This is a genomic window from Pseudomonas sp. AC193 (assembly GCF_979258075.1).
Genome location: NZ_OZ409832.1, coordinates 301,014 through 324,371, shown reverse-complemented (window position 1 = coordinate 324,371; position 23,358 = coordinate 301,014). Strand labels below are relative to the sequence as shown.

The following is a 23,358-nucleotide window of genomic DNA, read 5'->3' as shown; positions in this document are numbered from 1 at the left end:
CCTGAAAATGCAGTGCTTAGAAGTTCACGCCGAAGCTGAGCGCAACGAAGTCGCGGTCGTCCACAGTGGTGTACTTGCCGTCAAAGAAGTTGGTGTAAGCCAGACTGGCGGTGTAGGTGTTCTGGTATTCAGCGTCGACGCCGAGGCTGACCGCTTTGCGACCTTCCTCGAAGTTGCCGCCAGGGCCTGGCGAGTAGCCGCTGACGTCGTGCTGCCAAGCCACGTTCGGCTTGAGGTTCACACCGGCGAACACGTCGTTGTATTCCCAGATGGCACGGCCGCGATAGCCCCACGACGTCGCAGTGGTGAAGCCTTCATTGGTGCAGTTGCGGCTGCGGTTGTTCTGCGGCGAACCCGGGCCGGCACCGTTGATGGTGCTGGCGTTGAGGATGTTGGCGCAGGTGTCGATGCCGCCAGTCGCTGGCAGCTCACCCGGGCCGTAGACCGGATCACGGCCATAACGAACATCAGAAGTGCTTTCCAGACCGCCAACGTGAGTCACGCCGACTTCACCCACGACGGTCAGACGGCTGGCGCCCATGACCTGATCGAAGAAGTGCGTCAGGGTGGTCTGGAACTGCGTCACTTCCTTGCGACGGTAGCCATGCAGATCCTGACCCGGAACGCCGTTGAGCAGCGAAGCGTTGGTCAGTGCGCCGCCCAGCGGACGTACACCGGCGAACAGAATGTCGGTGGAGTTCAGTTGTACCGGTGCATTCGGACGGTAGCTGATCTCACCGCTCCACGCGGTACCGGTAGGCAGAGTGGTGGAGAAGCTCAGGCCATAAAGACGGATGTCTTCCGGATACTCAACGAAATACTCCGAGTTACCCGCGACCAACAGCGGCGCAAGTGCCGCGAATGGGCCTGGCAGTGCACGTGCGGTGTTGTATACCGATTGTGGCGCACCGGTGGCACTGAAGATCGGCGCACGGCTGTGGTAGTTCATGAAGTAGGCGCCGAACTCGGTATCGATCGGGTCGTACATGTACTTGAAGGACGCGCCCCACTGGCCGCTGTCACGGGCATCACGGTCGCCGCCACGGCGTACCAGCACGCCCTCTTCGTCGACGTTGACGCCGTTGGCCGCCAAAGGCCCCAGCGCAACCGCCGGAATCTGCGAACGCTTGTTCAGTACGCGCAGGTTGTTGTCGCAGCCATCGGCAATGATGTCGGGTTGCGAGAAGAACGTGCCGCAGTTGTCGACAACGGTCTGATCCCATTCCAGCTGATAGAACGCTTCAGCCGAGAGATTTTCGGTCAGACTCTGCGAAACGTAGAACATGTTGACCGGAATCAGGCCTTCCTTGATCTCGGCACCCGGACGGCGGAACGCAGACACGTCGATCGGGTTGATCGAGTTGATGCCGCCGCCGATGAAGGTACTTTCACCCCAGCTCACCACCTGCTTGCCCAGACGCACGGAGCCCGGCTGATCGGCGATCGAGTAGTTGTGGTAGACGAAGGCGTCGAGGATCTGCCCGCCGGAGGACTTCGCGCCTTCCTTGCGGTTGTTGTCGCTGATGTCCTTGAACTCACGGCTTTCGTCTTTGAGTTCGAAGTCGTACCAGTATTTGCCACGGACGAACACGCCGGTGTCGCCGTACTTCAGTTCAAGGTCATGGATGCCCTTGAAGATTTTCGAGAAGGTTTCGCCGCTTTTGAAGTTGGCGTGACCGTCATCGGAAGTCTGCGACAGGCCATGGCCACCGTTGTTGACGCCGATGAGGTTCTTGTTCGGGCTCTGAGTAGACCAACTGGCACCGAGCGACAGGGACGAGTCGAACTGCCCCTCGATTTCACCGACGTTGAAACTGACGCCGAATGCGGGCCCGGCGAGCGAAGAGGCAAGACTGACCGCCAGAGGCAGTTTTGCCCGGCGCCAGAACTGGTTTACTGAGGTCATCGACGCTACTCCATGTGCATTATTGTTATGGCAGTGAGTACTTTTAAAAACGCTGTGGATGAGCGGGCGCCAGGGCTGCCCGAATTCATTCCAGAGTTACTCGCCCCAATCAGTGCGTGTGCTCCGTTCTTAAAAATCCTTGAATGGACTATATCCAGCAGGGGGTACTGCTTGATCCCTCTAAAGTGTGATTTGCAGTGGCCAACCACTCTGGAACAGTCCTTTCGCCAGTCCGACAGTCGTCGGCACGGCAAGGATGGCTGATTTTTTTGATTTCACAAGCCAAGCGCTTGCTTGGTGGGGCTGGCGCGCCGTTTTCGGCGCGCCAGAAGACACTCAAAGTGTCGAGAGGAAGGTGCTGTTATTGGCCTGCCATTCGGTGATGTCGAGGCGGATGCGCTTCTTGTCGAGCTTGCCGACACTGGTCTTGGGAATTTCGGTAACAAGGGCGATCTGACTCGGGATCGCCCACTTGCTCAGGTGGCCCAATTCCACGAACGGCTTGAGGTGTTCCTTGAGCTCACGGGCCCCGATCACGTGCCCTTCGCGGATCACCAGCAGTGCAAACGGGCGCTCGCCCCACTGCGGATCAGCGATGCCGACCACTGCTACTTCGCGTACCGCGACGTGACGGCTGATCAGATCTTCGAGGTCCAGCGAGGAAATCCATTCGCCACCGGTCTTGATCACGTCCTTGATGCGGTCGCGGATGTCGATCACGCCCATGCTGTCGAGCGTGGCGACGTCGCCGGTGTGCAGCCAGCCGCCGGCCCAGAGCTCTGCACCTTTTTGTGGCTCGTTGAAATAACCTTCGGTGAGCCATGGCGCGCGCAGCACCAGTTCGCCTTGGGTCTCGCCGTCCGCCGGGAGGAAATTGCCCTCGGCATCGACGATCGCCGCTTCCACCAGTGGCCCCGGCACACCGGCCTTGATCCGGTAAGTGGTGCGCTCGTCTTCGCTGCCGGCCATCAATTCATCATTGAGGTGTGCGCAGGAAACCAGCGGACCGGTTTCCGACATGCCGTACGCGGCCGTCAGTTGAATGCCGCGCGTCTTGGCGGTTTCGTACAGCGAGCGATTGAGCGCACTGCCGCCGATGACGATCTTCCAGCCGCCAAAATCGGTGCCCTGCGCGCCTTTGGCGTTGAGCAGCATTTGCAAAATGGTCGGCACGCAATGGGAGAACGTGACCTTCTCCTTGCGCCACAACTCCACGAGATATTCCGGATCGTAGCGCCCCGGATAAACCTGTTTCAGCCCGAGCATGGTCGCCACATAAGGCAGGCCCCAGGCGTGGACGTGGAACATCGGCGTGATCGGCATGTACACATCGTTGGTGCCGAGCAGGCGCACGCTGTCGATGGAACCCATGATCGTCGACACGCCCATGGTGTGCAGCACCAATTGCCGATGGGTGAAGTACACGCCTTTCGGGTTGCCGGTGGTGCCGGTGGTGTAGAACGTGGTCGCGACGGAGTTTTCGTCGAAATCCTGGAAATCGTACTGCGGGCTCGCAGCCGCCAGCAGTTGCTCGTATTCGCCGACCAGATTCGGCAAGTCGGCGGTTTTTTCCGGCAGATCGGTCAGCAGCAGGGTCTTCTCGACCGTGGTCAGGTGCGGCGCGATTGCTTGATAAAGGCCGACGAACTCGCTGTTGACGAGCACAAAGCGGTCTTCGGCGTGGTTCATGGTGTAGAGGATCTGTTCCGGCGACAGGCGCACGTTGATCGTGTGGATCACCGCGCCGATCATCGGAATCGCAAACATGCATTCCAGGTAACGATGGCTGTCCCAATCCATCACCGCAACAGTGTCACCGGCCTTCACACCGGCCGCTGTCAGCACGTTGGCCAGCCGCGCAACTCGCTCGATCAGGGTCGGGTAGCTGTAGCGGATCTGGTCACGGTAAATGATCTCGCGGGTTTTCTCGTAACGGGCGCCGGACATCAGCAGCCGTTTGATCAGCAATGGATACTGGTAGGCCCCATCGGCCGGGGGAATGACGCGAGTCTGCAACATATGAATCCCTTTTCTGGCTGCACGGTGTTGGCATAGAGATTTGTACTCTAGAACCCTTATACGCCAGCCAAATCAGCCAAAGGAATGATTTGCAGAGCCGTACAAATGCTAGCTTTGCGCCAGCACTTGCCATCGCAGGACGAGCTTCAACACATGTAGGAGCTGCCGAAGGCTGCGATCTTTTGACTTTGTTTTTTAACAATCAAGATCAAAAGATCGCAGCCTTCGGCAGCTCCTACAGTGGGTGGTTTTGGTGGGATCAATGCATCTCGGTAAACGCGATTTTCACGCCGAGAGCAATCAGCACCGCGCCCATGGTGCGGTCAAACCAGTGGCCCATGCGGGCAAAACCGGCGCGTACACGTTGTTGGCTGAACAGCATCGCCACCAGGCAAAACCACACGGCCGTCGCGACCGCCAGATAAATCCCGTAACCGGCTTGCACCGACAGCGGCGTGTGCGGGTTGATTACCACGGTGAACAGCGACAGGAAGAACAGCGTGGCTTTCGGGTTGAGGCCATTGGTCACGAAGCCCGAAGTGAACGCGCCGCGAGCCGTGCGTACGCCGGCTTCTTTGTGCAGATCGTCGGTGACGGTTTTCGCCGGTTGCGCGCGCAAGGCCTTGAAGCCGATGTACAGCAGATAAGCCGCCGCCGCCCATTTCAACGCGTTGAACAGCACGATCGATTGCGACACGATCAGGCCGATGCCCAGCAGCGAATAACCAACGTGGAGGAAAATCGCCGTACCGACACCGAGTGCCGTCCAGGTACCGGCGCGACGCCCGTGGGTCACGCTTTCGCGCACCACCACGGCAAAGTCCGGGCCGGGGCTGGCGACGGCCAGCAGGTGGATCAGTGCAACGGTCAAGAACTCGGTCCAGTACATGGGGGCTCCTCTGAAATTGATCAGGAAAATTGGATTCACTGTATAGATGCGGCTCCTTGTGGGAGCGGGCTTGCTCGCGAATGCGGTGTGTCAGGCAACCTCTATTCGCCTGACTCGCCCCCTTCGCGAGCAAGCCCGCTCCCACAGGTATTGCGAGTACCTATGGCACTGAGTAACCAATTGTTTCATCTGGTAGGCTCGGCAGATTACGCCCAACGCTCAAAGCCTAAAAGGTACAGTTGATGACGAACACGCGCCGCGCCGTATTCCTTGATCACCCGTCGCTCGATCTTGGCGACCTCGACCTCAGTCCGTTGCGCGAGTGTTTCAGCGATCTGCAACTCTTCGCCCAGACCCTGCCCGAGCAAGTCAGCGAACGCCTGCAAGGCGCCACCGTGGCCATTTCCAACAAGATCCTGATCGACGCCGCCGCGATGGCTGCCAACCCTGATTTGAAGCTGATCCTGATCACCGCCACCGGCACCAACAACGTCGACCTCGCCGCCGCCCGCGCTCACGGCATCACCGTGTGCAACTGTCAGGGTTACGGCACGCCGTCGGTGGCGCAACACACGATCATGCTGCTGCTCAACCTCGCCACGCGTCTGGCCGATTATCAGAAAGCCGTCGGCGAAGGTCGCTGGCAGCAGGCGAAACAGTTCTGCCTGCTCGACTATCCGATTGTTGAACTGGAAGGCAAAACCCTGGGTTTGCTCGGTCACGGCGAACTCGGTGGCGCGGTGGCGCGACTGGCCGAAGCCTTCGGCATGCGCGTTTTGCTCGGACAGATCCCCGGGCGCCCTGCCCGCTCGGATCGTCTGCCGCTGGAGGAACTGCTGCCGCAAATCGACGCCCTCACCCTGCACTGCCCGCTCAACGAGCACACCCGCCACTTCATTGGTGCCCGCGAACTGGCGTCGATGAAACCCGGCGCCTTCGTGGTCAACACCGCGCGTGGCGGTTTGATCGATGAACAGGCGTTGGCCGATGCGCTGCGTAATGGTCACCTCGGCGGCGCGGCGACGGATGTGTTGAGCGTCGAGCCGCCGACCCAGGGCAATCCGTTGCTCGCGGCGGACATTCCACGGTTGATCGTTACGCCGCACAACGCTTGGGGCAGTGTTGAAGCGCGCCAGCGCATCGTCGGTCAATTGACCGAAAACGCTCAGGCGTTCTTCAGCGGTAAGGCGCTGCGGGTCGTCAGTTGATAAACTGCGGCACTTTTTTTTGAGGAGCAGTTATGGATCCGCGCAGTGAAGTACTGCTTCGTCAGCCCGAGTTGTTTCAAGGTTCGTTGTTGTTGGCCGGTTTGCCCGCCGACGATCTGCTCGGGCGCTTGCCCAACGCGTTCGGCTGGTGCTGGCATGCCGGCGATCAAGCGGCGCTGGACGCTCGCTTCGAAGGTCGCAGCCATTTCGGCGTGAATGTTCCGGAGCGTGAGTTTGATAGCGCTGTGGTGTTCTTGCCCAAGTCCAAGGATCTGACCGATTACATCCTCAACGCCGTGGCCTCGCGTCTGGCCGGTCGAGAAGTTTTTCTGGTCGGGGAAAAACGCAGCGGCATCGAAGGCGCGTCGAAACAGCTCAATCCGTTCGGCAAGCCGCGCAAACTCGACAGCGCGCGTCACTGCCAGCTCTGGCAAGTCACCGTGGCCAACGCGCCAGAAACGAAATCGCTGGAAAGCCTCGCGCAGACTTATGAATTGCCGCTGGCCGAAGGCCCGTTGAAAGTGATCAGCCTGCCGGGCGTGTTCAGCCACGGTCGTCTTGATCGCGGCAGCGCCCTGCTGCTGGAACATCTGGACAAATTGCCGAGTGGCCATCTGCTCGACTTCGGTTGCGGCGCGGGTGTGTTGGGCGCGGCGGTGAAGCGTCGCTATCCGCATAATCAGGTGACGCTGCTTGATGTCGACGCGTTTGCCGCTGCCAGCAGTCGTCTGACATTGGCCGCTAACGGTCTGGAGGCCGAGGTGCTGACAGGCGATGGCATCGATGCGGCGCCGATGGGTTTGAGCGCAATTTTGAGCAATCCGCCGTTCCATGTCGGCGTACACACTGATTACTTCGCCACCGAGAACTTGCTGCGAAAAGCGGCCAAACATCTGAAAAACGGTGGCGAACTGCGCTTGGTCGCCAACAGTTTCCTCAAGTACCAACCGCTGATCGAAGAGCATCTAGGCGTGTGCGCGATCAAGGCCGAAGGCAATGGCTTCCGGATTTACCGGGCCAAGCGCGGCTAGAACTTCTTTCAAAAAAGAGGCTTGCTCAATCGGATTTGCCTAGGCAGAATCCGCTCCGTCCTAGGGGAGTAGTCTCCCACGAGCGCCAAGCTCGTCCGGCATACGTCAACATACTTGATCCTCAGATCATGGCGTATGCGACCCAAGCGTCCGCATCAGACGGATCGCAGGGTTTGACAAGACCTATGACACGCACACCTTACCCGGGGCGGGAAGGCTGTACGTGTCATAGCCGTGTCGACCCGCCCCTTAGGAAAATCCTGATGCTGGACTCGTTACTCGTTCCCACCGCAATCGTTGCCTTGGCCGAAATCGGCGACAAGACGCAACTGCTCGCGCTGATTCTCGCCGCTCGCTTCCGCAAACCCTGGCCGATCATTGCCGGTATTGTCGCCGCGACCCTGGCCAACCACGCAGCAGCCGGTGCGGTAGGCGCCTGGTTCGGCAGTTTCTTCTCGAATGCGACGCTGCACTGGATCCTCGCCGCGAGCTTCACGGCCACGGCGCTGTGGACGTTGGTGCCAGACAAAATGGACGACGATGAAAGCAGCACGGCACGTAAGTTCGGGCCGTTCCTGACCACGCTGATTGCGTTCTTCCTGGCTGAAATGGGTGACAAGACTCAGGTCGCGACGGTGATGCTGGCCGCGCAATACCCTGACTTGTGGCTGGTGATTATCGGGACGACGGCGGGCATGTTGATTGCCAACGTGCCGGTGGTATTGGCCGGTAACTTTGCCGCCGACAAATTGCCGCTGACCCTGATCCGTCGCCTCGCGGCGTCGGCGTTCATGATTCTGGCAATTGTCGCGGTGTACAAAGCGATGCAGAGCAGTGGTTGGGTTTAACAACGCACGTCGATAAACCGCGTGATCGTTCTTCGCGAGCAAGCCCGCTCCCACATTAGATGGCAGTGGACACAGATTATGTGCTCAAGCACATCCAGTGTGGGAGCGGGCTTGCTCGCGAAGGGGCCATCAGCCTCACTGCAAATTCATCAGGATTTCGGGGCTTGTTCGTAAAGCGGCATGACCTTTGGAATCGCTGCCTGCAACGAAGCAATCCGGCTAGCCGATGCCGGGTGAGTGCTCATGAACTCCGGTGGTGAACCTTCCGAGGCCTTGCTCATCTTGTCCCACAGGGTGATCGCGGCATTCGGGTTGTAGCCGGCGCGGGCGGCCAGTTCCAGACCAATCAGGTCGGCTTCGTTTTCGTTCGCGCGGCTGTTCGGCAGCGTCATGCCGTAGTTGGCCACGGTGTCGGCCAGCGCCAGGCTGTCTTGGCCCAGACCGAGCAACGCACCCGCGCCCTGCTTGGCCATTTCAATCCCGTAGGCCTTGGACATCGCCTCACGGCCGTGCTCGCGCAAGGCGTGGGCGATTTCATGGCCCATGACCGCGGCGATTTCATCGTCGGTGAGTTTCAGGCTGTCGATCAGCCCGGTGTAGAAAATGATCTTGCCGCCGGGGCCACAGTTGGCGTTGAGCTCGTCACTCTTGATCAGATTGACTTCCCATTTCCATTGCGCCGCATCGGGGCGGAAGTTCGGCGCCTGAGCGATCAAACGGTCGGCGATCGCCTGAACGCGTTTGGCGTCGCTGCTGGTCTTGTCCAGCACACCTTTGGTGGACGCTTCGCCGACGGTCTTCTGATACGACTGGGCATACATCTGGTCGACCTCTTGCGAGGACAGCATGCTGAACATGTACTGCTTGCGCTCCACACCCACGGCGCCGCCGCTGGTGGTGTTGACCGACTGACAACCGGCCAGCAACAACGCTGCGCTCAGTGCACTTACAACCAATGTCTTGTTCATTCAAAAGCTCCCTGAAAACCTGCCGGGTATCCTAGGCGGGTAATTGTATCGACGCCAGATACAACGGACGTGTTGCAGTGACTTTCAGACATGTCCCACAGTTCAAAAGCCCCTCACCCTAGCCCTCTCCCGGAGGGAGAGGGGACTGACCGAGTTGTCTTGCGCCATACATCGACCTGAGAAAGCGTGGCGATTATGGATTCAAAACAGAAGGTTCAGGTCGGTGCATCGCGTCAATATCCCCCGATCAGTCCCCTCTCCCTCTGGGAGAGGGTTAGGGTGAGGGGCTCTTGATAGACCAGACAACTCAACCCGGCGTCAAACACTCCGGCCCATTGAGCTTCGGATCATTGATCAGATTCGCCAACACCCGCTCCCGCAACACCGCCGGCTCACTCGCCAGCAACGCCTGCAACACATGCAACGGCGTCTCGGGATCCAGCCACGCCGCCTGCCCCGCCTCATCCAGAATCAACGGTCGGCGCTGACCCGACGCCGACTGCGTAATCACCGCCGTACTCAACCAGACCTGTTCCTGCACCGGATACGCTTCCCAGATCGCCGCGAAAAACAGCGACGCGCCCTCCCCCGGCGTCAGCCAGTACGGGCGTTTGCGCTGAGTGCCGCGCCATTCGTAAAAACCATTCGCCGGCAGCAGGCAGCGACGCTGACGCAGCGCCTCACGGAACATCGGCTGTTCGGCCACGGTTTCCGCGCGGGCATGCGCCGGTGTTTTCGACAGATCGGTCAGCCACGGCGGCGTCAGCCCCCAGCGGGCGTGGGCCAGCGTGCGTTCGCCGGCGTCACCGGCACGCAGCATCAACACCGAATCGTTGGGGGAAATGTTCCACTGCGCCTGTTGATCGGCGGGAAAACCTGGCAGGGCCGCGAAATCGCGGTTCCAGCGAAACAGGGCATAACGTCCACACATGGGGCAACAAGACTCTAAATAAAACGATCGTCAGCCTAACAGACCAGCGTCCCGGGGAAGCTCTCCGGTTCGTCGCCGGGCAGCGGCAGCGCGGCATTGTACGCGGTGATCAGCTCGCGGGCGTATTCGGCCTGGTCGTTGTCGACCGACAGCCCGAGCAAGCCGAAGATCGGCAGCTCACCGGTGCCGCCGAGCAAATCGCGGCCAACCAGGTGCGCCTCAATGCCTTCGCTGGCGAGCATGCCCTTGAGCATTTCGCCTTCCATCAGGTTTTCCGGCTCGTAGATTCGCTGCATGGGCGCGCCTCACTCGTTTTCGCTGAAGACTTCCAGAAACCAATCCTCTCCGTGTACCTGCAAGACGAACGTGATCGGCCGGCAACACACCTGACAGTCCTCAATGTAGGTCTGATCACCGCCGGACAGATCCACCGTCGTTTCAACTTGCTCACCACAATACGGACATTCGTACAGTGCGCTCTCCAGCATCGCGGTCTCCCAAGTGACTTGTGCGTATAATCGCCGGTCTATTTGCAGGGCTATTTTTGTCTGGCTGACTTTTCAGACCGTGCCCCGTTGGTTTTCGATCAAAACCTTTACTTACCCTAGCCGTTTCTAACAAGAGAGCATGATGGGCGAATTCGATGCCATCCGACCTTACGACGACAGCGAAGTACCTGTGGTACTGGCAAGACTGCTCGGCGACAAGGCGTTTCTAGATATCCTCACCCACTTCCGCTTCCCGCGTTTTGCCGGTGCTTTCGGCTGGATGCTCAAACCACTTATAGCCCATCGGCTGCGTCGTGAGTTCGCCGACGTGACCTCGGTGGCGACGTTGCAGGACAAGGTCGAGTCCTACGTCGACCACACCATCGAGCGCGCCACCGACGGCGTGACCTACACCGGTGTCGAGCAATTCAAGTCCGGCAGCGCCTATCTGTTCATCGCCAACCACCGCGACATCGTGATGGATCCGGCCTTCGTCAACTACGCCGTGTACCACGCTGGCCTGCCGACGCCGCGCATCGCCATCGGTGACAACCTGCTGCAAAAGCCGTTTGTCAGCGACCTGATGCGCTTGAACAAGAGTTTTATCGTTCACCGTTCGATCACCGGCCGTCGCGAGAAAATGGCTGCGTATCAGCTGTTGTCGGCGTACATCAACCACTCGATCCGCAACGATTGCGCGTCGATCTGGATCGCGCAGGCTGAAGGTCGGGCGAAGGATGGCGATGATCGCACCGAGTCGGCGATCCTCAAGATGTTCCACATGAGCCGCAAGGATGAGCCGTTCGGCGAAGTCATTCGCTCACTGAACGTCACCCCGGTGTCGATCAGTTACGAATACGACCCGTGCGACCAGGCCAAGGCCCGCGAGCTGTACATTCGCGCCACCACCGGCACCTACGCGAAAGCGCCGGGCGAGGACGACGTGAGCATTGCCAAGGGCATCACCGGCTACAAGGGCCGCGTGCACGTGAACTTTGCTGCGCCGATCACCGAGCTGTTCGAAGACACCAAGCAATTGGCGGTCGAGATGGACAAGCAGATTCTCGGCGGCTACCGGTTATTCCCGGTGCATTACCTGGCGTACGCGCAGTGGGCTGATGCGGATCCGCAGTTGAATGTGCCGAAAGCTGCCGAGGTGTTTGCGGCGGATGAATTGGCCAAGGCGCAGGAAGAATGGCAGAGCCGACTGGATGCTTGCCCTGCAGAGCATCGTCCGTATCTGGTGCTGCAATATGCGACGCCGGTGCGTAACCAATACCGCGTTAAGGCCGGGTTGCCGCTTTAAATTTTCAGAGCAAGATCAAAAGATCGCAGCCTTCGGCAGCTCCTACAGTGGATTCATGTAGGAGTTGCCGAAGGCTGCGATCTTTTGCTTTTAGTAACGCGTGCTGATCCACGAGACGATCAGTGCCAGCCCCAGGCAAGCAAAACCAAATCGATAGAAAAACCGGTTCATGCGCAAGGTCGCCCAATCAAGAATGGGCTCGGCATTCGGCTGCGCGTTGCGCTGAGCGGCGATGCTGGCCATTGCGCGTTGTTCGCGGCGGCGCGTTGCGTGCAGCAGCCAACTGCCGGGGAACGCCAACAGCAGCGCCAGCAGGTTGATCAATTTGGCGGGATGGGCGGTAAACAGCGTCATCAAGTGCAGCGACATCACAGACCTCTATCTAAACCGGTGTGGCAGGCGCCAGACCGACGACCGCGGCGCGAATTCTACCGAAACACGCCTGCCCTGCCCCAGCCTTTACGACAAATAACGTAACAATCGACCGATGGCTGTCCTGTGTCACGGCATCGTCATCTGGATAAACCAAGATGCGCGCCTCGAAACCGACAGGGAACGCGTCATGCTCCACGCCGAAAACCAGGATCGCCTCTACCTCATCACCCCGACCGACGAACAACAAAGCCTCGTCGGCAGCCTTGCCTTCAATGTTCAGGATCGCCACTGGCTGGTGTATTGCGCGCTGGGCGGGCATCAGCATGCGGACTTGCCGGAGACGGATTTGTTGACGGGGGTTAGCGTGCTCGACTTTTACTCGCAGGCTGCCTGAAAGCAAAAGCCCCTCACCCTAACCCTCTCCCGGAGGGAGAGGGGACTGACCGGGTTGTTTGGTCGAGGTACATCGACCTGAAAAACTCGAGTTGAACTCCGGTTCTGAAAAGCCCCCGATCGGCTCCCTTTCCCCCTCGCCCCCCCTGGGGGAGAGGGCTGGGGTGAGGGGGTACGATTTCATGCCCCACAAAAAAGCCCGGGGTCATCACTGGCCCCGGGCTTTTTCACATCCGCTGAAAGCTTACTCAGCGAGCACCTGACCCACGGTCGGATCCTTGAACAGACGCGTCAGCGCATCGCTCAACACGTCGCTGACCAGTTTGGTGTTGGTTTCCTGGTTCGGCGCCATGCCGAAACGCTGATCCAGCGACGCGCCGTAACGGCCGCTGTAACGGCGGTTGGCGTTCTGCACGTCGGAGCGGAAGGTCGCGCCGATGGTCGCTTCCGTCACGTACATGCCTTCTTTCGGCGACTGGTATTTCAGCTCGGCCAGGGTCACGGTCAACTGAGGCGCGTTCGGTGCATTGTTGGTCGGGGTGAAACCGAGCAGACGCACGGCGGCTTCAGCCTGAGCTTGCAGCTTCGGCAGGATCTGCTCGCGCTGCACGGTGATGGCGCTGGTTTCCGGGTACAGGCCGCCACGGGTGCCGAGGGTTGGCGACGGACGCCCGTCAACCACACGCACGATAACGGGTTGACCACGGCCGACCGCAGGCAACTGCGTGGTCAGCTTCGGCTCCGGATTCAGTTGTTGCGGGCTGTGGGCGCAGCCGGCCAGGGTCAAACCGGCCACAGTGATCAAACCGAACAACAGGCGTTGCAACATGCTCTTCTCTCCAGAATCAGGCACAAACAGGCCGGCAGTATAGCGGTGGGCCACTGCGGGTCACCAGCGTCACACGGTGAATACTGAAATGTCTGACACAGCCGTGGCAGGCCGGTTCCTGTCACGCCGCTGTCATCTGCCGTACATGTTGACGTCACGCCCTGCTGGCAACCTTCAAACAAGTCCTCCAGCAAGGTAATCGGCCATGCGTTATTTGATCTCGTTGTTTGCGCCACGCCCGTTGCACCGCAGCTTTGCCCTGCTCGACCGCAACGGCCATTGTCAGGCATTCAAGCAGTGCAGCCTGCAACCGATGGGTGACGGTTGGGTGGAAATCGAAGAAATTCGTCTCAACTGGTTGCACCACCCATTGCCCGCCAGCGCCCGCGTCATAGCGCCGCAGCCTCGTGCACGCGCTCAGGCGATGTTGAGCATCTGACCGGATGCCTAATAAAAGTCATTAAACACGACCAACTCCCCGCATTTCTTCGATACAATCTCCCCCCGATTATAAGGACGTCTCCTGATCGGGCCCCGCAACAGCGTCAATGCGCATCGCATCGACATCAAAATCGCCCACAGAGAGCCGCCCACACAGATCGAGTGAAGTTGGCGCGCTTGCCTGTTCTTCCGGCAAAAACCCCGCTTTTCGCGAATCTGCAGAGCTGTCAAGACGCTCGGCCACCGCGTTGTTTTTGCCCTCGGGCACGGTGCCAAGCCAAGACAGCCCTTTTTTGAGGTTCACGTCTTCAAAAGAGCGTGAAAAAAACGGGTTTTCACAACTTCACAAGAGTGTGGCGAGCAAATGAATAGTTTTGCGTCTGAACATGCACCATTAGCGTCTGGAACAGCCCAACGACACAGGACCGGGTATACCTCGAATATCGGAGCCTGAAGCCTGTCCGCTACGGATTTGGTTGCACAAAAACGGATGTCTCGACCATAAGTCGAATTGCCAGCTGCGTGCTGAAATGAGTTCATGGAGCTCTTGAAGCCAGGCCGCATGCATCCGTCGAAGTTGCGAAAAATTGCGAAGATTCGGACATGGCGAACCTGACCACGGATAGCCTGGACACAATTGATCTGTCCCGGAACGCCTGGCAGCCATGCCGACAATTTGGTGCTGCAGATTTTGGAGACGCGTTAAATGGCGCATAACGAAGCAGTCGACGTAGTACTGGTTGGGGCCGGCATCATGAGTGCCACCCTCGCCGTACTGCTCAAAGAGCTCGACCCCGCGATCAAGCTGGAAGTCGTCGAGCTGATGGATTCCGGTGCTGCGGAGAGTTCCAACCCGTGGAACAACGCCGGTACCGGTCACGCTGGTCTTTGCGAGCTGAATTACACGCCGCAGGCCGCCGATGGCACCGTCGACATCAAGAAAGCCGTGCACATCAACACCCAGTTCGAGGTGTCGAAGCAGTTCTGGTCGTACCTGACCAAGAAAGGCACCTTCGGCTCGTGCAAATCGTTCATCAGCCCGGTACCGCACCTGAGCTTCGTGCAGGGTGATTCCGGCGTGTCGTTCCTCAAAGAACGCTTTGACGTGCTGCACAAGCACCACGCCTTCGCCGACATGGAATACACCGAAGACAAGGCGAAAATGGCCGAGTGGATGCCGCTGATGATGCCGGGCCGCTCGCCGGACGAAGTCCTCGCTGCCACCCGCGTGATGAACGGCACCGACGTCAACTTCGGCGCGCTGACCAATCAGTTGCTCAAGCACCTGACCAGCGCTCCGGACGCGCAAGTCAAATACTGCAAGCGCGTGACTGGTCTCAAGCGTAACGGCAGCGGCTGAACCGTCAGCATCAAAGACGTCAACAACGGCAACACCCGTGAAGTCGACGCCAAGTTCGTTTTCCTCGGTGCAGGTGGCGCGGCGTTGCCGTTGCTGCAGGCTTCGGGCATCGAAGAAAGCAAAGGCTTCGGCGGCTTCCCGATCAGCGGCCAGTGGCTGCGTTGCGACAACCCGGAAGTGGTCAAACAGCACCAGGCCAAGGTTTACAGCCAGGCCGCTGTGGGTTCGCCACCGATGTCGGTGCCGCACCTGGACACCCGCGTGGTCGACGGCAAGAAATCCCTGCTGTTCGGGCCATACGCCGGTTTCACCACCAAGTTCCTCAAGCACGGCTCCTTCATGGACCTGCCGCTGTCGGTTCGCGCCGGCAACATCGGGCCGATGCTGGCCGTGGCGAAAAACAACATGGATCTGACCAAGTACCTGGTCAGCGAAGTGATGCAATCGATGGAACAGCGTCTGGATTCCCTGCGCCGTTTCTACCCGGAAGCGAAAGCCGAAGACTGGCGTCTGGAAGTGGCTGGCCAACGGGTGCAGATCATCAAGAAAGACCCGAAAAAGGGCGGCATCCTGCAATTCGGTACCGAACTGGTGTCGGCCAAGGACGGTTCGCTGGCCGCGCTGCTCGGCGCTTCGCCAGGCGCTTCGGTGACCGTTTCGATCATGCTGGAACTGATCGAGAAGTGCTTCCCGAATCAGGCCAAGGGTGAGTGGGCGGCGAAACTGGCCGAGATCTTCCCGGCCCGTGAAAAGGTGCTGGAAACCGATGCTGCGCTGTATCGCAAGATCAACACGCAGAACAACATCGCGCTGGAACTGGTTGAAGAAAGCAGCGAGACACCAAGCTACGCTTGATCTTGCGGCATAAAAAACGCCCCGGACTCAGAGAGTGCGGGGCGTTTTTTTATGCGGATAAACAGTCAGCCACAAAATCTATGGTGTGAGTGACATCGCTTTCGCGAGCAAGCCCGCTCCCACAGTGAATCTCCTGTGCACACAAGATGTGTGGCAACAGAGATCAATGTGGGAGCGGGCTTGCTCGCGAAAGGGCCAGAGCCAACACCACCCATCTGGCAAGAATGTGTTTTTGCCAAATGTCAGGTACGGGACTTTTCGATCAGTTCGATGTAGTCCGGGGCATTACGCTGATCGGCGATCAGCTCAACAAAGGTCTTGCCCTGTTCGTCCTTGCCATCAACGTCATAACCGGCCTCAACGAAGAAACCCAGGAAGCGTTCGAAGTCGTCGATACGCAGACCACGGTAGGCCTTGATCAGTTTGTGCAGCGACGGCGAAGTGGCGTCGACCGGTTCAAAATCGAGGAACAGCTTGATCTGCTCATCGCCGATCTCGTCACCAATCACTTGTTTCTTATCTTTACGCATTGCCGACTCCAGCTCGCAGACATTACACGGGGCGGGCAGTTTACCCCTGCCCTGCCGCCGGGCTCAACGCGAACGCGTGCTGCCGGTGTGCAAATCAGCCCAGATATGGCCGTTGGCGTAACTGAGGAACTGCACATACACGGTATCATTGCGCAGCAGATCGATGATCACGCGGTATTGGGCCAGCGGATAAAACAACGTCAGGGTTTTGCTTTTGTCGTCGTAAATCGGCTTTTTCAGGCTTTTGCTTTCGCCGTCAAAATTGACCAGCACCTGCGTGATCGTCGCACCCTTGTTCAGGGATTTGCCCTTGAGGCGGATCAGCAGCGGAGACGTGACCGGAATCGGTTGTTGATTGGATTGACGTTGCGCGCCCACCACCACGGAATAATCGGTGACCTGCATGAGTTGCTGTTGCTCGGGCTCGGCATCGCGCACGGTCAGATCGTCCGGCGGCAGGAATTGACTGTGCATCGGCGCGGCGGACAGAGGCAGGCTGAAGATCAGGAAAAGCGCGGCGAGGCTGCGGATCAAGAGGCTCATGACAGGCTCCGGAGGGCGGGGCCGAGCACTCTAGCATGGGTATCACGAATGGATCAGCACGCACAAAACTACTGTGGGAGCGGGCTTGCTCGCGAAGGCGACCTGACATTCAAAACAAATGTCGACTGATACACCGCTTTCGCGAGCAAGCCCGCTCCCACATTGGATCGGGGCTTAAATTACATGCCTTTAACGGCAAAAATCCCGTTGGCGTTGCGCCAGTAGCCTTTGTAGTCCATGCCGTAACCGAAGATATAACGGTCGATGCACGGCAGGCCGACGAAATCGGCTTTGAGGTCAGGACGCGCTTTGCGGTCGTGATCCTTGTCGATCAGCACGGCGGTGTGCACTTTGCGCGCGCCGGCGTGTTTGCAGAAGTCGATGATCGCGCCGAGGGTGTGACCTTCGTCGAGGATGTCGTCGATGATCAGCACGTCGCGGTCGATGAACGAGACCTCCGGCTTGGCTTTCCAGAACAGGTCGCCGCCGCTGGTTTCGTTGCGATAACGGGTTGCGTGCAGGTAGGACGCTTCCAGCGGGAAGTGCAGATGCGTCAGCAATTTGCCGGAAAAGATCAGGCCGCCGTTCATCACGCAGAACACCACAGGGTTGCTGTCAGCCAGTTGTTCGTTGATTTGTGCACCGACACGGGCGATGGCCGCCTCGACTTCAGCTTCGGTGTACAGGCAGTCAGCCTCTCGCATGACTTGACGGATATGCTCGAGATCAGCGGACATGGCGCTCTCCAGGGGGTTCGATTTCGGAAAAGCGGGCAAAGGTACGCATCCCGCGAGGTCGAATCAAGCATTTGTGGACTAACGTACTGTATGTCCTATAGGACATCACCCTCGGATAGATTAATCTAGGCCGGTTTTTTTGCCCGCCGCCGGAGTTTTTCCATGCCCATCCTCGAGATCCGCCATCCGCTGATCCGTCATAAACTCGGCCTGATGCGCCGCGCCGATATCAGCACCAAGAACTTCCGTGAGCTCGCTCAGGAAGTCGGCGCCCTGTTGACCTATGAAGCTACAAAAGATTTGCCGCTGGAGTCCTACGATATTGCAGGCTGGTGCGGCACCGTGTCGGTCGAGAAGATCGCCGGCAAGAAGATCACCGTCGTGCCGATCCTGCGCGCCGGCATCGGCATGCTGGAAGGCGTGCTGAGCCTGATCCCGGGTGCCAAGGTTTCCGCTGTGGGTGTCGCCCGCAACGAAGAAACCCTGCAAGCGCACACCTATCTGGAAAAACTGGTTCCGGAAATCGACGAACGGTTGGCGATGATCATCGACCCGATGCTCGCCACTGGCAGTTCGATGGTTGCGACCATTGACCTGCTGAAAAAGGCTGGCTGCAAAGACATCCGCGCGATGGTGCTGGTTGCCGCGCCGGAAGGCATTGCTGCCGTCGAGAAGGCTCACCCGGACGTGACCATCTACACCGCGTCCATCGATGAGCGTTTGAACGAACACGGTTACATCATCCCTGGGCTTGGCGACGCCGGTGACAAGATCTTCGGCACCAAGCAGAAGGACGCGTAACCATGCAGCAAGAGTTCAACGATCCGCTCTGGCGCACGGTGCTGTCCGGCGCCCAGATGCTGTTCGTGGCTTTCGGCGCTTTGGTGCTGATGCCGCTGATCACGGGCCTCGACCCGAACGTGGCACTGTTTACCGCAGGTCTGGGGACGATCCTGTTCCAGATCGTCACCGGGCGTCAGGTGCCGGTGTTTCTGGCGTCGAGCTTCGCTTTCATTACTCCGATCATTCTCGCCAAGGGCCAGTTCGGCCTCGCCGCGACCATGGGCGGTGTGATGGCGGCCGGTTTCGTCTACACCTTCCTGGGCCTGGCCGTGAAGATCAAAGGCACCGGTTTCATTGACCGTTTGCTGCCGCCGGTAGTGATTGGCCCGGTGATCATCTCCATCGGCCTGGCCATGGCGCCGATTGCCGCGAACATGGCGATGGGCAAGGCTGGCGACGGTTCTGAACTGATCCACTACCAGACCGCGATGCTGATCTCGATGCCAGCGCTGCTGACCACGTTGATCGTGGCGGTGTTCGGTAAAGGCATCTTCCGCCTGGTGCCGATCATTTCCGGTGTGCTGGTCGGTTTTGCCATGTCGTTCTATTTCGGCGTGGTCGACACCGCAAAGATTGCCGCCGCGCCATGGTTTGCGATTCCGCACTTCACCGCGCCGGAGTTCAACTGGCAGGCGATTCTGTTCATCGTTCCGGTGGCCTTGGCCCCGGCCATTGAACACATCGGCGGCGTGATTGCTGTGGGTAGCGTGACCGGTCGCGACTATCTGAAGAAGCCGGGCCTGCATCGCACCTTGCTCGGTGACGGCATTGCCACCACCGCTGCCGGCCTGTTCGGCGGTTCGCCGAATACTACCTACGCCGAAGTGACTGGCGCGGTGATGCTGACCAAGAACTACAACCCGAAAATCATGACTTGGGCGGCGGTTTTCGCCATCACCCTGGCGTTCATCGGCAAGTTCGGCGCGCTGCTGCAAAGCATTCCGGTGCCGGTAATGGGCGGGATTCTGTGCCTGTTGTTCGGTTCGATCGCGGCGGTGGGCATGAACACCCTGATCCGTCACAAGATCGATTTGGGCGAAGCACGCAATCTGGTGATTGTCTCGGTGACGTTGGTGTTCGGGATTGGCGGTGTGCTGGTCGGTACTGGCACTGGCCCGGACGACTTCGGCCTCAAAGGCATCGCGCTGTGCGCGGTGGTGGCGATTGCGCTGAACCTGATCCTGCCGGGCAATGATGGCTGGAAGAACAAGAAGGCGGATGAGCCGCTGATCTAAACTTTTAGATCCTTGTTGTCTGATAGAGAGCTTTCGCGAGCAAGCCCGCTCCCACATTGGAATGCGTTCAAATGTGGGAGCGGGCTTGCTCGCGAAGCTGTTGGCTTTTAAAGGGCCAACGGTGCTCTTTCACAGAGGGTCGCCAACGCCTTCGCCCATTGCGGGTCGTCGTTCAGGCACGGCACAAGAATCAACTCCTCGCCTCCCGCTTCGCGGAACTGTTCCTTGCCGCGATCGCCAATCTCTTCCAGCGTTTCGATGCAGTCGGCGACAAACGCCGGGCACATCACCAGCAACTTCTTCACCCCGCTTTTACCCAATTCATCCAGCCGCGCTTCGGTGTACGGCTCGATCCACTTTGCCTTGCCCAACCGCGACTGAAACGACACCGACCACTTGCCGTCCGCCAATCCCATGCGCTCGGCAAACAGCGCGGCGGTGCGCAGGCATTGCGCGCGATAACAGGTGGCCAATACCGCCGGCGAAGCGTTCTTGCAGCAATCTTCGTTCTTGAAACAATGACTGCCCGTCGGGTCGAGCTTGGTCAGGTGCCGCTCCGGCAAGCCATGAAAGCTCAGCAACAAGTGATCGTAATCCTGCAGCAGATGCGGCTTGGCACTTTCAACCAGCGCGTCGAGGTATTCCGGCTGATCGTAGAACGGTTGCAGCACCGACAATTGCACATTCAACTTCTTCTCACGAATCACCCGTTTGGCTTCTTCGATCACCGTGGTTGTGGTGCTGTCGGCGAACTGCGGATACAGCGGCGCCAGCGTGATGCGTTTGTGCCCCGCCGCGACCAGCTTCAGCAAGCAGGTTTCAATCGACGGCTCGCCGTAGCGCATCGCCAGTTCGACCGGCCCTTGCGTCCACTGCGCCTTCATCTGCTGTTGCAGGCGTTGGCTGAGCACTACCAGCGGCGAGCCCTCCTCCCACCAGATCGACGCGTAGGCATGGGCTGATTGCTCCGGGCGTTTGATCAGGATCAGCGACACCAGCAACCGCCGCAGCGGCCATGGCAGGTCGATCACGTACGGATCCATCAAAAACTGATTGAGGTAACTGCGCACATCGGCCACCGAAGTGGAGGCCGGGGAGCCCAGGTTGACCAGAAGCAAGGCGTGATCGGTCATGCAACGTCCTATTTCAGAGGCGGCTGGAGAGATCATCCAAAGCCGCACGTAATTCCGTGAACTGGAAAGTGAAACCCGCTTCCAGCAAGCGTGCCGGCGTAGCCTTTTGGCCGCCGAGCAACAACAAAGACATCTCGCCGAGACCGACCTTCAGTGCCAGGGTCGGCATCGGCATAAACGCCGGGCGGTGCAATACGCTGCCCAGGGTTTTGGCAAATTCGCGATTGCGCACAGGTTGCGGCGCGCACGCATTATAAGGACCACTGGCCTGCTCGCGGTGCAGAAGAAAATCAATCAGGGCGATTTGATCATCGATATGAATCCACGGCATCCATTGCCGACCGTTGCCCAAAGGCCCGCCCAGCCCAAGCTTGAACGGAAACAGCAGCCGCGACAAAAAGCCGCCCTCGGCCGACAGCACCAGACCGGTTCGCACCAGCACCACGCGAATACCCAGCGCTTCAGCACGTTGCGCGGTTTCTTCCCAGGCGATGCACAGCTGACTGGCGAAATCATCGATCACCGGCGGCGATTCTTCCGTCAGCTCACGTTCGCCACCATCGCCGTACCAGCCGATCGCCGAGCCGGAAATCAACAGCGCCGGTTTCTGCGCGCGGGTTTCGAGCCACGCCAGCAAGGTTTCCGTCAGCGTGATGCGACTGCTCCACAGCAACGCCTTGCGCCGATGCGTCCACGGCCGATCGGCAATCGGCGCGCCAGCGAGGTTGATGATCGCGTCTAACGGCTCATCACCCAGGTCTTCGAGACGAGCGATGCCACGCACCTGTGCGCCGCAAATTTTCGCGACTTTTTCCGGCGTGCGGCTCCAGACCGTCAGACGATGACCCTGCGCGAGCCAGTGTCGGCAGAGTTGTCGGCCGATCAAACCAGTACCGCCGGTCAGCAATATGTGCATGACATCTTCCTCGCGTGGCGTTTAACCCGGATCACTAGTCTATTTTTAAAAGCAGGGATCTTTTCTATCGGGCAGGCTCTATTGTTTAACCATAGGCCAAGCTGTCAGAACGAGAACGCTAGAAGTTATACCAGAAAACAAAATTGTACAGGTTTCAATCACGGCGTAGTCTGTACAGAAAGGTAAACGAGGCCCCTATGACTGTACCTATCGCAATCATCGGCACCGGCATCGCCGGGCTCTCCGCCGCCCAGGCTCTGACAGAGACCGGGCATACCGTGCAACTGTTCGATAAAAGCCGCGGCAGTGGCGGGCGCATGTCGAGCAAGCGCAGCGACGCCGGTTCGCTGGACATGGGCGCGCAATATTTCACCGCCCGCGACCGTCGCTTCGTCACCGAAGTACAGCGTTGGCAAAGCCAGGGCTGGGTCGCCGAGTGGACGCCGCAGCTCTACACCTATCAGGGCGGGCAACTGAACCTGTCGCCGGACGAGCAGACACGCTGGGTCGGCGCGCCGCGCATGAGCGCCATCACCCGTGGTTTGCTCGACGGTCTGGAAGTGCATTTCGCCTGCCGCATCACCGAAGTTTTTCGCGGTGAAGAGCACTGGCATTTGCAGGACGCCGAAGGCTTCACCCACGGCCCCTTCAGCCACGTAGTGATCGCCACGCCGGCGCCGCAAGCCACGGCATTATTGGCCGCGGCACCGAAACTCGCCGGCGCCGCTGCGGGGGTGAAGATGGATCCGACATGGGCCGTTGCCCTCGCCTTCGACACGCCTTTGGATACGCCAATCGAAGGCTGCTTCGTGCAGGACAGCCCACTCGACTGGCTGGCGCGCAACCGCAGCAAACCCGGCCGCGACAACACCCTCGACACCTGGGTGCTGCACGCGACCAGCGCATGGAGTCGGCAACACATCGACTTGTCCAAGGAAGCGGTGATCGAACATCTGCACGGTGCATTCGCTGAATTGCTGCACAGCGCGATGCCAGCGCCGAGCTTCAGCCTCGCCCATCGCTGGCTCTATGCACGCCCGGCAACGGGGCATGAATGGGGCACGCTGGCCGATGCCGATCTGGGCTTGTATGCCTGCGGCGACTGGTGCCTGTCCGGGCGTGTGGAGGGTGCATGGTTGAGTGGTCAGGAGGCTGCGCGCCGCTTGCACGAACACCTGCAATGAACCGCATCAATCCGCGCAAATTGCTGCTGTCGAAATGGACAGCAGCCCACCCGCAGAATCGCGAAAAGCATTTTCTGGTGACCGAATTGTTCCGCGATGAGGAAGGCACGGTGCTGGAAGTTGAGTTGCAGGCGGTGCTGACCAAACGCGCCGAACGGCTTGATTGGCAGACGCTCCAAAACCACGCTGAATGGCTGCAAGGCTGGAAATAAACACCGGCCCCTGTGGGAGCGGGCTTGCTCGTGAAAGCGGTGTATCAGCTAATACAGGTGTTGAATGTTAAGCCGCATTCGCGAGCAAGCCCGTTCCCACAGGGGATTGTGTTCGGCCAGCAAAAAGTTATACAAACAATTTGACTTGTACACCTTTGAATCTATGCTAACGCAATGT

Annotated in this window: 25 protein-coding genes, 1 pseudogene and 1 riboswitch; of the genes and pseudogenes, 11 read left to right on the top strand and 15 right to left on the bottom strand. The window is 59.2% G+C overall.

Features of this window, described 5'->3' with window-relative positions; all coding sequences use genetic code 11:
- Positions 1 to 16: 16 nt before the first annotated feature.
- The 3 genes from ACZZ0D_RS01570 to ACZZ0D_RS01560 all read right to left on the bottom strand — a co-directional run bounded on the left by ACZZ0D_RS01570 (position 17) and on the right by ACZZ0D_RS01560 (position 4,814).
- On the bottom strand, positions 17 to 1,906 hold the full coding sequence (locus ACZZ0D_RS01570) for a DUF1302 domain-containing protein (protein ID WP_426619165.1): 1,890 nt from the start codon (positions 1,904 to 1,906) through the stop codon (positions 17 to 19).
- Between the two features lie 336 nt (positions 1,907 to 2,242).
- Positions 2,243 to 3,925, bottom strand: a complete 1,683-nt coding sequence (locus ACZZ0D_RS01565; RefSeq protein WP_463552296.1) for a fatty acid--CoA ligase — start codon at positions 3,923 to 3,925, stop codon at positions 2,243 to 2,245.
- A 259-nt stretch (positions 3,926 to 4,184) separates the two neighbouring features.
- A complete protein-coding gene (locus ACZZ0D_RS01560; protein ID WP_053123690.1) occupies positions 4,185 to 4,814 on the bottom strand; it encodes a LysE family translocator in 630 nt (209 codons plus the stop codon).
- Positions 4,815 to 5,056: 242 nt separating this feature from the next.
- Between ACZZ0D_RS01560 and ACZZ0D_RS01555 the strand changes: the two genes are divergently transcribed.
- The 3 genes from ACZZ0D_RS01555 (at position 5,057) to ACZZ0D_RS01545 (ending at position 7,901) form a co-directional block, all read left to right on the top strand.
- On the top strand, positions 5,057 to 6,022 hold the full coding sequence (locus ACZZ0D_RS01555; protein WP_463552295.1) for a 2-hydroxyacid dehydrogenase: 966 nt from the start codon (positions 5,057 to 5,059) through the stop codon (positions 6,020 to 6,022).
- Between the two features lie 32 nt (positions 6,023 to 6,054).
- The gene (locus ACZZ0D_RS01550) at positions 6,055 to 7,053 is read left to right on the top strand and encodes a class I SAM-dependent methyltransferase (RefSeq protein WP_212545528.1); all 999 of its coding nucleotides are present in this window, start codon (positions 6,055 to 6,057) and stop codon (positions 7,051 to 7,053) included.
- A 50-nt stretch (positions 7,054 to 7,103) separates the two neighbouring features.
- Positions 7,104 to 7,228: riboswitch (yybP-ykoY riboswitch) on the top strand.
- Between the two features lie 88 nt (positions 7,229 to 7,316).
- Positions 7,317 to 7,901 (top strand): TMEM165/GDT1 family protein, encoded by a 585-nt coding sequence (locus ACZZ0D_RS01545; RefSeq protein WP_053123696.1) that lies wholly within the window; start codon positions 7,317 to 7,319, stop codon positions 7,899 to 7,901.
- Positions 7,902 to 8,050: 149 nt separating this feature from the next.
- Here ACZZ0D_RS01545 and ACZZ0D_RS01540 read toward each other — a convergent pair whose 3' ends face one another.
- The 4 genes from ACZZ0D_RS01540 to ACZZ0D_RS01525 form a co-directional block, all read right to left on the bottom strand.
- Positions 8,051 to 8,869 carry a M48 family metallopeptidase gene (locus ACZZ0D_RS01540; protein WP_053123698.1) on the bottom strand — a complete coding sequence of 273 codons (819 nt, stop codon included), beginning with the start codon at positions 8,867 to 8,869 and terminating at the stop codon, positions 8,051 to 8,053.
- 307 nt (positions 8,870 to 9,176) lie between these two features.
- Positions 9,177 to 9,800, bottom strand: a complete 624-nt coding sequence (locus ACZZ0D_RS01535; protein ID WP_463552294.1) for an SOS response-associated peptidase — start codon at positions 9,798 to 9,800, stop codon at positions 9,177 to 9,179.
- A gap of 35 nt (positions 9,801 to 9,835) precedes the next feature.
- Positions 9,836 to 10,096, bottom strand: a complete 261-nt coding sequence (locus tag ACZZ0D_RS01530; protein WP_025109321.1) for a putative signal transducing protein — start codon at positions 10,094 to 10,096, stop codon at positions 9,836 to 9,838.
- 9 nt (positions 10,097 to 10,105) lie between these two features.
- Positions 10,106 to 10,288 (bottom strand): CPXCG motif-containing cysteine-rich protein, encoded by a 183-nt coding sequence (locus ACZZ0D_RS01525; RefSeq protein ID WP_053123703.1) that lies wholly within the window; start codon positions 10,286 to 10,288, stop codon positions 10,106 to 10,108.
- 142 nt (positions 10,289 to 10,430) lie between these two features.
- Here ACZZ0D_RS01525 and ACZZ0D_RS01520 point away from each other — a divergent pair, with 142 nt between their 5' ends.
- A complete protein-coding gene (locus ACZZ0D_RS01520) occupies positions 10,431 to 11,594 on the top strand; it encodes a 1-acyl-sn-glycerol-3-phosphate acyltransferase (protein ID WP_172680153.1) in 1,164 nt (387 codons plus the stop codon).
- A gap of 90 nt (positions 11,595 to 11,684) precedes the next feature.
- Here ACZZ0D_RS01520 and ACZZ0D_RS01515 read toward each other — a convergent pair whose 3' ends face one another.
- Positions 11,685 to 11,963 carry a hypothetical protein gene (locus tag ACZZ0D_RS01515; RefSeq protein WP_053123707.1) on the bottom strand — a complete coding sequence of 93 codons (279 nt, stop codon included), beginning with the start codon at positions 11,961 to 11,963 and terminating at the stop codon, positions 11,685 to 11,687.
- A gap of 193 nt (positions 11,964 to 12,156) precedes the next feature.
- On the opposite strand from ACZZ0D_RS01515, the gene ACZZ0D_RS01510 reads away from it, so the two are divergent.
- Positions 12,157 to 12,363, top strand: coding sequence for a hypothetical protein (locus ACZZ0D_RS01510; RefSeq protein ID WP_027612213.1), 207 nt, complete (start codon positions 12,157 to 12,159; stop codon positions 12,361 to 12,363).
- A gap of 243 nt (positions 12,364 to 12,606) precedes the next feature.
- Here ACZZ0D_RS01510 and ACZZ0D_RS01505 read toward each other — a convergent pair whose 3' ends face one another.
- Positions 12,607 to 13,191 carry a YajG family lipoprotein gene (locus tag ACZZ0D_RS01505; RefSeq protein ID WP_400651165.1) on the bottom strand — a complete coding sequence of 195 codons (585 nt, stop codon included), beginning with the start codon at positions 13,189 to 13,191 and terminating at the stop codon, positions 12,607 to 12,609.
- A gap of 205 nt (positions 13,192 to 13,396) precedes the next feature.
- Between ACZZ0D_RS01505 and ACZZ0D_RS01500 the strand changes: the two genes are divergently transcribed.
- Positions 13,397 to 13,630 carry a hypothetical protein gene (locus ACZZ0D_RS01500; RefSeq protein ID WP_053123709.1) on the top strand — a complete coding sequence of 78 codons (234 nt, stop codon included), beginning with the start codon at positions 13,397 to 13,399 and terminating at the stop codon, positions 13,628 to 13,630.
- A 69-nt stretch (positions 13,631 to 13,699) separates the two neighbouring features.
- On the opposite strand, the gene ACZZ0D_RS01495 is transcribed toward ACZZ0D_RS01500, so the two are convergent.
- Positions 13,700 to 13,936 carry a hypothetical protein gene (locus ACZZ0D_RS01495; protein ID WP_463552293.1) on the bottom strand — a complete coding sequence of 79 codons (237 nt, stop codon included), beginning with the start codon at positions 13,934 to 13,936 and terminating at the stop codon, positions 13,700 to 13,702.
- Between the two features lie 402 nt (positions 13,937 to 14,338).
- Here ACZZ0D_RS01495 and mqo point away from each other — a divergent pair.
- A pseudogene (gene mqo / locus ACZZ0D_RS01490) lies at positions 14,339 to 15,847 on the top strand (malate dehydrogenase (quinone)).
- Positions 15,848 to 16,089: 242 nt separating this feature from the next.
- On the opposite strand, the gene ACZZ0D_RS01485 reads toward mqo, so the two are convergent.
- The 3 genes from ACZZ0D_RS01485 to ACZZ0D_RS01475 form a co-directional block, all read right to left on the bottom strand.
- Positions 16,090 to 16,377 (bottom strand): PA4642 family protein, encoded by a 288-nt coding sequence (locus tag ACZZ0D_RS01485; protein WP_400754536.1) that lies wholly within the window; start codon positions 16,375 to 16,377, stop codon positions 16,090 to 16,092.
- Between the two features lie 63 nt (positions 16,378 to 16,440).
- A complete protein-coding gene (locus tag ACZZ0D_RS01480) occupies positions 16,441 to 16,920 on the bottom strand; it encodes a hypothetical protein (protein ID WP_053123718.1) in 480 nt (159 codons plus the stop codon).
- 179 nt (positions 16,921 to 17,099) lie between these two features.
- On the bottom strand, positions 17,100 to 17,657 hold the full coding sequence (locus ACZZ0D_RS01475) for a hypoxanthine-guanine phosphoribosyltransferase (RefSeq protein WP_159814630.1): 558 nt from the start codon (positions 17,655 to 17,657) through the stop codon (positions 17,100 to 17,102).
- A gap of 162 nt (positions 17,658 to 17,819) precedes the next feature.
- Here ACZZ0D_RS01475 and upp point away from each other — a divergent pair, with 162 nt between their 5' ends.
- Positions 17,820 to 18,458, top strand: coding sequence for a uracil phosphoribosyltransferase (gene upp, locus ACZZ0D_RS01470; RefSeq protein ID WP_007912842.1), 639 nt, complete (start codon positions 17,820 to 17,822; stop codon positions 18,456 to 18,458).
- A gap of 2 nt (positions 18,459 to 18,460) precedes the next feature.
- Positions 18,461 to 19,735 carry a uracil-xanthine permease family protein gene (locus ACZZ0D_RS01465; RefSeq protein ID WP_463552292.1) on the top strand — a complete coding sequence of 425 codons (1,275 nt, stop codon included), beginning with the start codon at positions 18,461 to 18,463 and terminating at the stop codon, positions 19,733 to 19,735.
- Between the two features lie 107 nt (positions 19,736 to 19,842).
- Here the strand turns inward: ACZZ0D_RS01465 and hemH are convergent, their stop codons facing one another.
- A complete protein-coding gene (gene hemH, locus ACZZ0D_RS01460; protein WP_463552291.1) occupies positions 19,843 to 20,868 on the bottom strand; it encodes a ferrochelatase in 1,026 nt (341 codons plus the stop codon).
- A 13-nt stretch (positions 20,869 to 20,881) separates the two neighbouring features.
- Positions 20,882 to 21,784, bottom strand: a complete 903-nt coding sequence (locus ACZZ0D_RS01455) for a TIGR01777 family oxidoreductase (RefSeq protein WP_463552290.1) — start codon at positions 21,782 to 21,784, stop codon at positions 20,882 to 20,884.
- A 197-nt stretch (positions 21,785 to 21,981) separates the two neighbouring features.
- Between ACZZ0D_RS01455 and ACZZ0D_RS01450 the strand changes: the two genes are divergently transcribed.
- Both ACZZ0D_RS01450 and ACZZ0D_RS01445 read left to right on the top strand, forming a co-directional pair.
- Entirely contained in the window at positions 21,982 to 22,968 is a 987-nt protein-coding gene (locus ACZZ0D_RS01450) for an NAD(P)/FAD-dependent oxidoreductase (protein WP_053123729.1), read from the top strand.
- A complete protein-coding gene (locus ACZZ0D_RS01445; protein ID WP_400754548.1) occupies positions 22,965 to 23,180 on the top strand; it encodes a TIGR02450 family Trp-rich protein in 216 nt (71 codons plus the stop codon). Before ACZZ0D_RS01450 ends, ACZZ0D_RS01445 begins: the two co-directional genes overlap by 4 nt.
- Positions 23,181 to 23,358: the final 178 nt, after the last annotated feature.